This is a genomic window from Candidatus Methanoperedens nitratireducens (assembly GCF_900196725.1).
GTDB lineage: Archaea > Halobacteriota > Methanosarcinia > Methanosarcinales > Methanoperedenaceae > Methanoperedens > Methanoperedens nitroreducens_A.
This window is the reverse complement of the sequence record NZ_FZMP01000186.1, coordinates 1-13,055: the sequence shown is the minus strand read 5'-3', so window position 1 is coordinate 13,055 and position 13,055 is coordinate 1. Positions and strand designations below refer to the sequence as shown.

Here is a 13,055-nt window from a genome sequence, read left to right as displayed (position 1 = left end):
CAACATTACTTATATGACTATGCTTAATTAGTAAAGTGAATACAAATTGAATAAGGCTGAATAAAGTTGAATAAAGTCGAATACAATCTGAATACAGAATGAACACATTGAATACAAAATGAACTGACTGAATACTGAGTGAAGATTGGTGTTGAATATATGTTCATTGTTTTTTTGCTATATATATTCCGTCCACAACCCTTTCCATCCTCACGAATACCTCCGCCCCGACTGGAATCCTGTCAGCATCAACCACCATAATTACCCTGTCCCGCGCTACCGCAAGCTTCTCCCCTCTCATCCATCCGGGTCCAACGACCTTGACCTTTACTTTTTCATATCGTTTGAATACGCGGGGGATTGCTTTACACTCATGACTTCCGAAGTCCTGCGGCGCAAGGACGAGCTTTGTATTATATGCCTTCTGCCATTCCTGTAGCCGCGCATAGAAGACCTCCCAACTCATTGCCCTGATATCAGGCTTTCTTCCATACTTATGGGGCAGGAATTTCTGTATCCCAAGAGCAGGCCAGTGTTTTCCAGCCCCAATCCTGAGCGCTAACTCGATCAATTTCGGGATTTCGTCATCGTTAATTCCCGGAAGCCACACGGGCGCAATGAGAAGGTCGATGCCAGTGTTTCTGGCAATGTACTCTGCGTTATCAATAACCCTTTCAAGATCGTAGGAATCAGTTCCCGCTATCCTCTTTGCAAGCCCGGGGTCGAGGGATTCGATGGACATATTGATGCGCGAAAGCCCTGCCGCTCCCAGTTCATCGATGAGCTTCGTATTCAGCAGGGCTCCGTTGGTCTGCATGGAAACTACTTTGACATGGCTGTTCGCAAATAATCCTTCAACAAGTTCAATAAGCTGCGGGTACATCGCAGGCTCCCCGACCGTATCGATGTGCGCCTCAATGTCCGTCATCTCCTTGTGCGAGGCAGCCCATTCGAACGCAGAAAGCAACTGCGGCAGGTCTACCATGTATGCCGATATCCTTCGTTTTGAATGCGGACCTGCATCGGTTGAGCAGAATACGCAAGATAAAGGGCACTCGCTAAATGGACGAACCTGCAGTACGTTAGTTCCGCGATCGATTATCCCGAATGCGATACAGCCGAAAAGAGGGATATCCCTTATAAGGATATTATTACATTTTGCCATTTTTTACTATTATGCACTCCGTACATCGCTTTTTACCGCAGAACTGTTTTCCGTACTCCACTATGAGCGCATGGAATTCCTTGTACACGGGAACATCCTGTGGTATCGAATTTTCAAAAAGGGCTTGCAGCTCCGGATAACCGCCTTTTATCCCCATACACCTGCAAATCCTCCTGGTATAAGCATCAATAACGAACCTGGGTTTATCAGCCGCGTACAATACTATGCTGTCCGCAGTCTCCTCCCCCACGCCGTTCAGAGAAAGAAGCACATCCCGGAGCTCATCAACCGGTTTTCTGAGGATATCAGGATTTTTAAAGAAAAATGTGGAGATATCCTTTAACCTTTTTGCCTTCTGCCTATAAAAACCGGTGCATCTGACCATCTCTTCAATTTCTTCCAGTTCAACCCTGGAGAGCGATTCAGCCTCCATGCACCCTCTCTCTTTCAGGTTTTTTATTGCCTTCTCCACATTTTCCCATTTTGTCTGCTGCGTCAGGATAGCCCCTGCCACGACCTCAAAAGGGGTATCTGCCGGCCACCAGTGCTTGTGCCCGAACTGGTCAAGCAATTTATTGTAAACCTCAACAAGCCCTGTTCTTTTTTGTTTTGCCGTCATAGGAATTTTACGCCGAGGTCTGAAAGCCTGTTGCGTATTGCAAGGTTGATCAAAAATGGCGTCAGGGACTCGATCATAGAAGAACATCCAAGGTCCCCGCCATCAAGGGGACGGAGGTTTTTAATTTCCTTTGTCAGCTCCATCACTACCTTCTTTGCATCTTCATCATCACCGCAAACGACAACATCGTAGTCCAGTACCAGGTCGGGAATTGCAAGCTTCTTTGCAGAAATATTATGATATGCTGAGACCACTTTTACGCTTTTCGGAAGAATATCTTTGATTTCAAGGGCCGCGCTTCCCTGTTTCGGGGGCGAGTATTTAAACCATTTATTCTTTTCCATAGGGACTACAAGTGAAATAACGATCTGGTCTTTAAAACAAGGTGCGAGAGATTTTAATAGTTCCACAACCCCCTGGTAAGGAACAGAGAGAACAACAACGTCCACATCTTTGATCCCTACCTCATTCGTGCAGCCTGTAATACCGCAGCAAACTAACCCTTTCTCTAAAAGCGCCATGGTATACTCATCCGCAGCTTTAACAGCCCTGTCAGCCTCGCGCGAGCATACTGAAATCTCATGTTTCCCGGACCACCGAACCGCGAAACCCTCTCCGATGCTTCCTGTGCCTCCCAATATAGCTATTTTCATAATTCCTCCCTCTCTTTTAAGATTTTACGCATCATACGCATGTTCTCCTTATGTACGGATACGATCAGATCGCTTAAGATTGCGAATATGAACATCTGAATGCCTATCACGATAAGAAGCGTTGCAAGTATCGTGAGGGGAACATGCGTTATGTTCTTCAGCCACTCGTCCACCACGTAAATACCAATAGCTACGCCGCTTACAGTTAGAAATCCTCCTATCAGGTTAAAATAAAAAAGAGGATTGTGAGTTCGTGCAAGAAGATAAATAGTCGAAACAATCTTGAACCCATCCCTTAAAGGTTGGAGTTTGGTGGCTGCACCGCTCACTCTTGCGAAGTATGTTATTGGAACTTCAATCGTTTTTAAGTCTTTTTTCACACACTCAACCGTTATCTCCGTCTCTACCTCAAAACCTGTCCTGTTAAGTTCTATCTGTTTGATTGCATCGATATTAAACGCCCTGTAACCTGAAAGTATATCCTCAAGCCAGACACCGTAAGCAAACCCGAAAATCTTGTTCAACAACTTGTTCCCGAAAAGGTTCAAACGGGTGAATGCGCCTTTCTGGTAATTTGCAAACCTGTTACCTATCACCTGGTCGGCTATCCCTTTGACAACAGGTTCAAGAAGTCTGTCGACCTCTTCAGGCAGGTAGGTACCGTCACCATCGATCATTACCACATATTTGCCCGTTATCACCCTGAATGCCTGGCTCACAGCCTGCCCCTTCCCTTTCCCGCTCTGTACTATCACTTTTGCTCCTGCATTTTCAGCCTTTTTTACAGTATCATCAGTGCTGTGACCATCGATAACAAGAATATTCGGATATCCAAGGGACTTAAATCCTTTGACAAGCTCCCCTATTGTTTTGCCCTCATTAAGAGCAGGTATTAATATGCAGACATCTTCTTTATTCATTTTCCTTCTTATCCGTTCGTTTATATACTTAATATTTAGGGAGTTCTATTTAACTCCTACGTAAACAGTAACTATCCCGTAAGTCAGATTATAAAATTCAACATTTCTTATACCGGATTTTTTCATAAGTTCGACGAATTCATTCCTTTCAGGGAACAGCATGACAGAGGAGGGTAAATAATCATAAGCGCCGCTTTTTTTCGAGATCACAGCGCCTATGAGAGGCAGTACCCTTTTAAAGTAAAAATAGTACACGGACCTGAAAAACGGGTCTTCAGGCTGTGAGAACTCAAGTATAACCACTTTTCCTTTTTTTTTGACCACGCGGTTCATCTCTGATAATGCTTTTTCCATATCGGATACATTCCTTATACCGAAAGCAACGATGGCGCCGTTGAAAGTCTCATCCTTAAAAGACAGGTTCTCGGCATCGTTCTGTACACAATCAATATTCGCTATGCCACGCACCTTTATTTTCTGTGCGCATAATTGCAGCATCTCTTCGCAGAAATCCGAAGCGACAGCATGGCTTTTATTTGATGCTTCAATAGCCACATCGCCTGTTCCCGAACAGACATCAAGGATAATTCCGCGTGGCAGCTTAGAGACCGCGAACCTGCGCCAGTACCTGTCCCTTCCCAGGCTCAGCAGGTGATTGAGAAAATCATAGCGGGGGGAAATGCCTGCGAACATCTTCCGGATAGATTCTTTCTTCTGCAACTGAGACCTCGTTCACCTAAATGTTTTTAAAGGTTTAAGTATTGCGTTCATCGATAGTTTCTTTTAACAAGAAAAACAATAAGTACCCTGCATGGCAATCCACCCCATTGAATACCGCTACGGCAGCCCTGAAATGAAGGCTGTATGGAATGAAGAGACGCGCCTCCAAAAGATGCTGTCCGTTGAGGTCGCTCTTGCAAAAGCCGAAGCCCGGATAGACTATATCCCGGAGGGAGCGGATGGAAAAATATCTATCGGCGCCACAAAAGTAAAACTTGACAGGGTCAAGCAGATAGAAAGTGAGATAAACCACGATGTAATGGCAGTGGTTCTTGCTCTTGCCGAGCAGTCGGGAGATGCGGGGAAATGGGTACATTTCGGCGCCACTTCCAATGATATCCTGGACACGGCGACCGCGCTTCAAATAAAAGATGCGATCCTGATATTAAGAAAGGAGACAGTTAAACTGCGCTCAGTACTTCTGGACATGGCTCTTTCCCATGAGAATACAGTATGTGCAGGCAGGACGCACGGGCAGATCGGCATACCCACCACCTATGGGCTGCGTTTTGCCATATGGGCGTCGGAGGTGGACAGGCATATCGAGAGGCTTGACCAGTTGATGCCCCGCGCTGCGGCAGGTAAAATGAGCGGAGCTGTGGGTACCCAGGCAGCCTTCGGGAATAAAGGCATCGAGATACAGAAAAAAACAATGGAGTTTCTTGGCATAGAGGCAGCGGATGTATCCAACCAGATAATCCAGCGCGACAGGCATGCAGAGTTCGTTATGTGGATGGCAAATACGGCAACCACGCTTGATAAGGTATGCATTGAGATACGAAGCCTTGCAAGAAGCGAGATAGCGGAAGTCGAAGAGAGCTTTGGCAAAAAGCAAGTCGGCTCATCCACGATGCCGCATAAGCGCAACCCGATAAAATCAGAGCAGGTATGCGGGCTTGCAAGGATCGTTCGTGCGATGGTTGAGCCTGAGCTTCTCAACAATACGCTATGGGATGAGCGCGATCTCACAAATTCATCGTGCGAGCGTGTTGTTTTCCCTGAAGCCTGCGTGCTTACGGACCATATAATACGCCTCACGGCAGGCATTATCCAGAACCTGCGTTTCTACCCTGAAAATATCAGGAAAAATCTTGAGCTCCTGAACGGGTTGAATATGGGGGAAGCCATAATGATCGAACTCAGCAAGAAAGGAGTCGGAAGGCAGGAGGCGCATGAGATAGTCCGCCAGTGTGCCATGACCGCGCGTGAGAACAGGGTTCACATGAAAGAAGCTCTTCTTGGCAACGAAACGGTTTCGAAATACATGAAAGAAAATGATATTGTCAGCATAATGAACCCGGATAATTATATAGGTACAGCGGTAGAACAGGTTGACTCTCTTGTAGCCAGACTGAAAAAAAAGAAATAACAAGAAAAACTAAAGAGGATATATTATTGTTAAGGAAAGCCACAATCAAAGATGTTGAAAAAATGTGGAAGCTCATAAACAGTTACGCGGATAAACGTGTAATGCTTCCCCGCTCGTTAAGCGAATTATATGAGAATCTCAGGGATTTTTACGTAGTTATAGAAAATGAACAGTTAGTTGGCTGTGGGGCGCTTCATATCACATGGGAAGATTATGGCGAGATACTATCACTTGCAGTTGAACCATCAAGAGTGAGGCGAGGCATAGGCTCAAGCGTACTCGTTGCATGCGAGGACGAAGCCAGGACCCTTGGGTTGAATAAGCTTATCACGCTGACATACGTGCCTGAGTTCTTTGAAAAACGCGGCTTTGTAAGGGTGAAAAAAAGTACGCTGCCGCATAAGATATGGAGCATGTGCATCAAATGCCCCAAATTCCCTGAGTGCGATGAGATACCGCTTGTGAAAAAGATAAGCTGAATTACTAAATCCGCTGTGGAGAATAATGATTTATATCCTCGAAGGCACGATATTCATAGACAATGTGGAAAGTTTCCTGGATAAGATCAAAAAAATAAGCAAAGAGAAAAACATAACTATCCAGGTACTGGATGCAGATAAGCTGGCAGGAAAGGAGCATATAAAGTTCGCGGTTGAAAAAGCGATGAACTCTTTCAAAACCGGCACAAATATTGCAAATGACCTTGCAAAAGAAATAATGCTTTACGCTTCTGGAACGCGGCAGATAAGCAAGGCGATAAGGCTCGGGATACATAAAGGGGAAAATAACATCGCACTTGTGGCTGTAGGGGAGGAGGCGGATTTATCCGCATTTAATGAAATAAAACCTAAGCCTGTGCTTGAATACAATGAATCTAAAAAAGAAGCGGTAATGGAAGTTTTCAATATCACTGATGAGGAAATAGAAGCTGTGGGGAAGGAGAAAATACCCGAACTTGTGCTTGAGCGGGTCGCGCTTGTGGACGTGATTAAATAATATCCTGATGTTCAATTATCAGTCTGATTCTATCCGGGATTCTTCTCTCTTTTTCCAGTACTCTTTGATTTCTTCTATTATTCTTTTATCAATTGTTTCAGGCTCTGTCATTTTCACAGGGTCAAGTATTTTATTCAAATATATTTCGGGGATGATATCTCTTTCAAGTATTAGCTGCTTCAGGGATTTGTTTTCATGCAGAGCGGTCTTTACAAGCTCTGCCACATTCTCATAACCGATATATGGATTAAGCACCGTTGCCAGGACCTGACTGTTCTCAAGAAGCCGGGCGCATCTTTTCTCATCGACTATTATTCCTGATACACAATCTTCCCGAAACATCCTGACAGTATTTATCAAAAGCTTGATGCTCCACAACAGATCAAATGCGATAAGCGGCGTCATCACATTAAGCTCAAGCTGCCCGGCTTCGGCTGCAAGTGAGACCGCATGGTCGTTGCCTGTGACCTGGAAGCATACCATATTAACAGCCTCGGCAATGGAGGGATTGATCTTCCCCGGCATTATGGAAGAACCGGGTTCGACTTCAGGCAGGATTATCTCCGAGATGCCTGCTTTTGGTCCTGAGTTGAGAAGGCGCAGGTCGTTTGATATCTTATTAAGTTCGATGGCAAGTATCCTCAGCGAATTTGACATTTCAACAAACCCTGCCATGCTCCATGACATCATGATACTGTTGCCAGGATAAAACTCAAGACCGGTCAATCCATTTAACTCTGAAATTATCGTCTTTTTGAACTCAGGATGCGTGTTAATGCCCGTCCCGGTGGCAGTTCCGCCGATGCTGAGTTCAAGCATGCTTTCTTGCGCTTTTTTTATTCTGCCTGTGCATTTTTCCATGGATGAGCCGTACCCGTCGAATACCTGACCGTAGCGTATCGGCACGGCATCCTCAAGATGTGTTCTTCCGACCTTGATCACATTATTGTATTCCTCTGCTTTTGAATGGAATGAAAGAGCTGTTTCTTCAAGCTCCCTGATAAGGGCGGGTAAGGTCAGGAGTACGCTTATTCTAATTGCAGTCGGTATCACATCATTGGAAGACTGCGCCATGTTGACGTGGTTATTAGGATGGACGATATGGTAATCCCCGGGTTTTCCGCCCAGCGTTTTAATCGCGACATTGGCAATGACCTCATTGGTATTCATGTTAAAAGGGGTGCCCGCGCCTGCCTGGAACACATCGAGTATGAACTGGTCACTATATTTCCCTTCGATGACTTCGGAAGCTGCCTGTACTATTGCGTCCCCGATCTTTTTATCAAGCATGCCGAGTTTCATGTTCGCAAGAGCGGCAGCTTTTTTGATGAGCGCTATTGAGCTTATGAATTCGGGTTTTGCCCGCAGCCCGCTTATCCGGAAGTTACGGGAAGCGCGAGCAGTGAACGCGCCGTAAAGGACATTATCCGGGACTTCTATTTTGCCAAGGCTGTCTTTTTCAATTCTTCCCATGGTATCTGATATTATTTTTAACATATTTAACCTTGCATTTAACTCTTGGAGGGGGAGGCAAGAGGTAGAGAAGTACCCTTCTGCAAGGGAGGAGATGAATCGTGCCCCTTGGAATATAATTCATAATACTTTCGCACCGCTATCATAAGGGCTATGCATATACCAGAATAATAACGGTACTGACTATGCAACTGACCGAGAAAATATGTATACATCCTACGCCAGAACAGGAAGAAGTCTTATGGTATCTCTCGGAGCAGTGCAGACAGATATACAATTTTGCCCTTGCGGAACGAAGAAGAGCATGGGAACTCAACAATCTTCGGTTTGATTTTCAAGTATTTCCATGGGGGAAACCAGAATACATATGTTATTTCAAGCAGCAGAATGATTTGCCAGAACTAAAAGAAAAGTATCCTCGATATTCATTTGTATATTCAAAAGTATTGCAGATGGTTCTGAGGACCTTAGATGCAGACTACAAATCCTTCATGACATTAAGAGCCAAAGGAGACAGGGATGCACAGCCTCCAGGATTCAAGGGAAGGAAGTACTTCACGACAATGATTTACAACCAAAGTGGATACAAAATCAAGGATGGGCGGATTACTATAACCCAGTTCTACAGGAAAGATACACCGCTTACATTTGATATCTCGAAAGAATACTTGAAGATATATCAGATATCGGTATTCAAAGACGGGAACAAGTACTATCTTTCAATAGTTCACGAAGTTCCAGAAAAACCGTATATGAATAATGGGTTTTATCAGGCAATTGATTTGGGTATAACCAAAACTGTAACAGCGATAAACACACAGGGAAAATTCTTTGAGGCTACAAATCCGAGGCCTGACAAATACTGGAATCCGAAAGTAGATGCGATCCAGTCAAGGAGAGATCACTGCAAGAAGGGGAGCAATAAATGGAAGCATCTTCACGAGGCGATGAACAAGCGTAAAAAGAAATGCAGCAACCAGATAAAGGATTCCCAGCACAAGCTTTCACGAAATATGGTGGATAATACGAGGGCCAATACAGTCATTATAGGAGACCTAGATGTGAAAAAAATGCCGAAATCAAAGAAAGCTACTTCGGGTCTCAATCGTTCTACTCAGAATAATGGTTATATTTCGAGGTTCGTCAGATTTTTGACCTACAAGGCAGAGCTTGCAGGTAAGAAAGTAACAGAAATCGATGAACGTCACACTTCCAAGAGATGCTATGTCTGCGGAAAGGAGCACGATATGCCTCTCTGGAAGCGCACTATGGAATGTGATTGTGGAAACGTGATTGATAGAGATAGGAACAGTGCTATCAATATCATGTTGCGTTTCCTATCACAGAATGCCATGTGGACGGGCTATCAGCAGTTTGTTGATAATCTGCGAAAAACAGGTCCTCCAGTACCGATACATGTACTGGCGGTTCACTCGCAGGAAGCACCATGCGCAAGCGTGAGGTAGTTCACGATAGTTTTTTATTCTTAACAGATATGAACAGGAAACTATGCAGGCAGAAGTAGGCGATAAAGTTCGAGTAGAAAGCAAAGGCATGCAGTATGAAGGGATTCTCATGCCTTCGCAGACAAGAAGTATAGTTCTAAAACTGAAGAATGGATATAATATCGGGATAAGGCAGGAGTCGGCATCAGTAACATTGCTTGAAAAAAAGGAAGAAAATAAGATCCATAAGCCAATCTCCGAGCCGATTAAAATAAAAAAAGAGAAGCTACCCAACATCTCCATCCTCTCAACAGGAGGCACTATCGCCAGCAAGATAGATTACCGCACGGGCGCGGTCACGTCGCAGTTCTCAGCCGAGGACATCCTGCGCGCGATCCCTGAACTTGAGGACATAGCGAACTACAACTGCCGCATGATATACAGCATCCTCAGCGAGAACATGCGTCCCTCCTACTGGAGCGAGCTTGCACGCGCCGTATATGAGGAGATAAAGAACGGCGCGGACGGCATTATAGTCACACACGGCACCGATACCATGATGTACACTGCAGCCGCCCTGTCATTCATGGTAGAAACCCCTGTGCCCATAGTGCTTGTCGGCTCCCAGAGAAGCGCGGACAGGCCAAGCAGCGACAATGCTATGAACGCGGTATGCGCCGCAACTGTGGCAGCAAGCGATATAGCAGAGGTCTGCGTGGTGATGCATGGTTCAACAAGCGATGATTTCTGCACTATCCACAGGGGAACGAAAGTGCGTAAAATGCACACGTCACGCCGGGACGCTTTCCAGTCGATAAATGCAAAGCCGATAGGACGCGTTGAGTATCCCTCCCGTGAGATAAAAATGCTTTCCGGTTACGTGAAGCGGGGTGAGAAAAAGCTGGCTCTTCATGATAAGCTTGAACCAAAATGCGCGCTGATAAAGTATGCCACAGGGGCTAGCAGCGAGTCGCTGTTGTTCCACTCAGGCTCAGGGTATAAGGGTATAGTTATTGAGGGCACAGGTCTTGGCCATGTCTCTACTGAATGGATACCTCATATCAAGAATGCGGTTGAGGCAGGGATACCTGTAGTAATGACCTCCCAGTGTATCTACGGCAGAGTATGCGACCGCGTGTATGATACAGGCAGAGACATCTTGAAGGCAGGCGCGATTGAAGGTGAGGATATACTGCCTGAGGTGGCCCTTGTGAAGCTGATGTGGGCGCTCGGTCAGGCAGCGGATATCGAAAAGGTAAGGGAAATAATGCGTACAGGTATTGCAGGCGAGATTACGCGAAGCACATGTATATAATAATTATATAAATTCTTGTTATGATGAGTATCATAATTATATAGAACTTATAATATAAGCGTAAATATTAAATACTAGTAAGGCCATTATAAACATTGTAGTAGGATTAGGTATCTAACGCCTTTAGTACCCTCAGTCTCCTTCGACCCATCGTTTTAATTAGATACCTAATCACTACTCCTCTTTTTAAAAATAGTGCTTCACTGCTTGGTTTTTTCCAGAACTCTTATATTTGTTATTCCGGTAAAAGGATAGTTCCCCGTGTCATCTTTTTCAGCAGATTTGACCATGTCCCAGACTGTGAGCAGAGCTAAGCTGACCCCATGGAGCGCTTCCATTTCAACCCCGGTTTTCCCTGTTGATTTGACCTCAACAACTGCTTTGATAGTGTCAATGCCCGTATCAAACGTGACATCGATGCTCGTGACAGGTATAGTGTGACACATGGGAATTGCAAAAGATGTACGTTTGATTGCCATGATAGCTGCAATACGTGCAGTTTCAAGCACCTCCCCCTTCTCAACCTGCCCGTTCTTTATAGCTTCAACGGTCTCCGGTTTTAAATGTATCTCTCCGGTAGCGACGGCTCGCCTCGCCACTTCTGCCTTACCGCTGATATCGATCATCCTTGCCCTGCCGTCCTGAATATGGGAAAACGTGCTCAATCTATCCTGACCTTTTTCCTTTTTTCAAAATCCGAAAGCAGTTCGTTCAATTTTCCTGACAGCTCTCTTGCTTCATCCCGTTTTAACCTGATAACCGCCTCGTCTTCATCATGTTTGATTACCAGTCTTATCCTGTTACGCTCTATATCAACAATTATCTCTCTCATACATCACCTTTGGTATATTATCAATAACATCAGTAGCCAGAAGACCGTATCCGAATTCCGCGAACGCCATATCGCCGGCTGCCCCATTGATGAAAGCAGCGGCACACGCGGCTTCAAAGGCGTTATGCCTGGCAAATAGGGCGCCGGTCAGGCCCGCAAGCACATCCCCTGTCCCGCCCACGGTCATACCGGCGTTGCCGGTTCTATTGGCACGCGCTTCGGCGCCGTCTGAGATAATATCGATGACGCCTTTTAACAATACTGTGACACCGTTACTCAGGGCGAAATTTTTGACGAAATCAACTTTTTCTTTACCATCTGCCGGCACGTCAGTGCCTGATAAGCGCCTCATCTCGCCTGCATGCGGGGTAACGATAACATCTTTATTACCTGAAGGGAACATGCCGGGGATCAGTGCATCGGCATCAATAACTGCTTTACTGCACAGCGGAATAATTTTCCTGACGGCTGCAAGCGTCCCGTCAGTGGTTCCAAGACCCATGCCCATGACAACAACATCGTGTTTTTTAATTAGCCCGGAAATAACCGGGATATCTTCTTCTACCAGACTGTCACCTGATAGTGGACGAACAATGAGGTTCGGTGAAAACGATGCGATAATAGCGGATACATTTTTTGGCGCGGCCACGGTGGCGATATCCGCCCCTCCCCTCAAAGCACCCAGTGCAGCAAGTGCGGGCGCGCCTGAAAAGGCTCCGCCGCCAATAATAAGGACTTTTCCTGCCTCGCCTTTATGACTGGAAGAGCGCCTGACTGAGAACGGCTTTATATCCCCGGGTCCCACAAAGAATTCTGCCTCGCGCGGGATACCGATATCGATGACCTGGATCTCACCTGCATATTTAGCGGCATCTTTTGTGAGTAAACCGACTTTCATTTTATGGAAGGTCAGGGTCAGGTCTGCACGGACAGCCTTCTCGAAACTGTTACCGTCGGGATCAAAACCGGAAGGTACGTCTACGGATATCACAAAAGCATTTGAACCATTGATAATATCTATCGCAGTTGATTCCGGTTCATGTATTTTTCCCTTAACACCCGTCCCGAAAATCCCGTCAATAATTATATCTGCATTTTTTATAAGGGAGCCCGGAAGTGTCGTTGATTCAGTGACCCGGATTAAAGGGAGCCCGGTCTTCTCAAGTGCTATCCAGTTATGCCTGGCTTCCTGGGTCCTTATATCTTCTTTCCTGCCAACAAGGATAACAGTGGCATCATAATTTTCCAGGTGCCGCGCAGCTACAAAAGCGTCTCCGCCGTTATTTCCCCTGCCGGCGAAGATAATTACTTTGCCGGAGCTCATTTTTTTCTTAACCGCACTGGCGACGGCAGTACCGGCGTTTTCCATAAGCTGAAGCTTTTTTACACCGAGGCATTCGCAGTTCTCGTCGATTGCCGCCATCCGGGATGAGGTAATAGCTTCCATAATCAGATATTATATGCGTACACACTTATAATTTACCCAAG

14 protein-coding genes are annotated in these 13,055 nt (G+C 45.6%); 5 read left to right on the top strand and 9 right to left on the bottom strand.

Translation table 11 applies throughout. The features are described 5' to 3' along the window. Positions 1-163: 163 nt before the first annotated feature. The 5 genes from MNV_RS12295 to ubiE are packed head-to-tail and all read right to left on the bottom strand — an operon-like array spanning position 164 to position 4,077. Entirely contained in the window at positions 164-1,165 is a 1,002-nt protein-coding gene (locus tag MNV_RS12295; RefSeq protein WP_096206258.1) for a radical SAM protein, read from the bottom strand. Beyond that, a complete protein-coding gene (locus MNV_RS12290; protein WP_096206257.1) occupies positions 1,152-1,784 on the bottom strand; it encodes an endonuclease III domain-containing protein in 633 nt (210 codons plus the stop codon). The genes MNV_RS12295 and MNV_RS12290 overlap by 14 nt, the downstream gene beginning before the upstream one ends. Continuing rightward, positions 1,781-2,437, bottom strand: a complete 657-nt coding sequence (gene npdG, locus MNV_RS12285) for an NADPH-dependent F420 reductase (RefSeq protein WP_096206256.1) — start codon at positions 2,435-2,437, stop codon at positions 1,781-1,783. The genes MNV_RS12290 and npdG overlap by 4 nt, the downstream gene beginning before the upstream one ends. Continuing rightward, complete coding sequence (gene aglJ / locus MNV_RS12280; protein ID WP_096206255.1) at positions 2,434-3,357, bottom strand: S-layer glycoprotein N-glycosyltransferase AglJ; 924 nt, start codon at positions 3,355-3,357, stop codon at positions 2,434-2,436. The genes npdG and aglJ overlap by 4 nt, the downstream gene beginning before the upstream one ends. A 45-nt stretch (positions 3,358-3,402) precedes the next feature. Next, positions 3,403-4,077, bottom strand: a complete 675-nt coding sequence (gene ubiE / locus MNV_RS12275) for a bifunctional demethylmenaquinone methyltransferase/2-methoxy-6-polyprenyl-1,4-benzoquinol methylase UbiE (protein ID WP_218838016.1) — start codon at positions 4,075-4,077, stop codon at positions 3,403-3,405. A 91-nt stretch (positions 4,078-4,168) separates the two neighbouring features. Here ubiE and purB point away from each other — a divergent pair, with 91 nt between their 5' ends. Genes purB through cgi121 form a run of 3 tightly spaced genes read left to right on the top strand, consistent with a single transcriptional unit; the run spans position 4,169 to position 6,502 of the window. Beyond that, the gene (gene purB, locus MNV_RS12270; protein ID WP_096206254.1) at positions 4,169-5,506 is read left to right on the top strand and encodes an adenylosuccinate lyase; all 1,338 of its coding nucleotides are present in this window, start codon (positions 4,169-4,171) and stop codon (positions 5,504-5,506) included. Positions 5,507-5,532: 26 nt separating this feature from the next. Further along, positions 5,533-5,985 carry an N-acetyltransferase gene (locus MNV_RS12265; RefSeq protein ID WP_096206253.1) on the top strand — a complete coding sequence of 151 codons (453 nt, stop codon included), beginning with the start codon at positions 5,533-5,535 and terminating at the stop codon, positions 5,983-5,985. Positions 5,986-6,010: 25 nt separating this feature from the next. Next, the gene (cgi121, locus tag MNV_RS12260) at positions 6,011-6,502 is read left to right on the top strand and encodes a KEOPS complex subunit Cgi121 (protein WP_096206252.1); all 492 of its coding nucleotides are present in this window, start codon (positions 6,011-6,013) and stop codon (positions 6,500-6,502) included. Positions 6,503-6,520: 18 nt separating this feature from the next. On the opposite strand, the gene MNV_RS12255 is transcribed toward cgi121, so the two are convergent. Next, positions 6,521-7,975, bottom strand: a complete 1,455-nt coding sequence (locus tag MNV_RS12255; protein ID WP_218838015.1) for an aspartate ammonia-lyase — start codon at positions 7,973-7,975, stop codon at positions 6,521-6,523. Between the two features lie 185 nt (positions 7,976-8,160). Between MNV_RS12255 and MNV_RS12250 the strand changes: the two genes are divergently transcribed. Together MNV_RS12250 and gatD are read left to right on the top strand one after the other, a co-directional pair. Beyond that, positions 8,161-9,441 carry an RNA-guided endonuclease InsQ/TnpB family protein gene (locus MNV_RS12250; protein ID WP_096206250.1) on the top strand — a complete coding sequence of 427 codons (1,281 nt, stop codon included), beginning with the start codon at positions 8,161-8,163 and terminating at the stop codon, positions 9,439-9,441. 43 nt (positions 9,442-9,484) lie between these two features. Then, entirely contained in the window at positions 9,485-10,735 is a 1,251-nt protein-coding gene (gene gatD, locus MNV_RS12245) for a Glu-tRNA(Gln) amidotransferase subunit GatD (protein WP_096206249.1), read from the top strand. 200 nt (positions 10,736-10,935) lie between these two features. On the opposite strand, the gene moaC is transcribed toward gatD, so the two are convergent. From moaC to MNV_RS12235, 3 genes are read right to left on the bottom strand one after another with little or no spacing between them, the layout of a single operon-like run. Further along, a complete protein-coding gene (gene moaC, locus MNV_RS12240) occupies positions 10,936-11,400 on the bottom strand; it encodes a cyclic pyranopterin monophosphate synthase MoaC (RefSeq protein WP_096206248.1) in 465 nt (154 codons plus the stop codon). Further along, positions 11,397-11,567 (bottom strand): hypothetical protein, encoded by a 171-nt coding sequence (locus MNV_RS19755; RefSeq protein ID WP_179293975.1) that lies wholly within the window; start codon positions 11,565-11,567, stop codon positions 11,397-11,399. The genes moaC and MNV_RS19755 overlap by 4 nt, the downstream gene beginning before the upstream one ends. Then, on the bottom strand, positions 11,548-13,014 hold the full coding sequence (locus MNV_RS12235; RefSeq protein WP_096206247.1) for an NAD(P)H-hydrate dehydratase: 1,467 nt from the start codon (positions 13,012-13,014) through the stop codon (positions 11,548-11,550). The genes MNV_RS19755 and MNV_RS12235 overlap by 20 nt, the downstream gene beginning before the upstream one ends. Between the last annotated feature and the right edge of the window lie 41 nt (positions 13,015-13,055).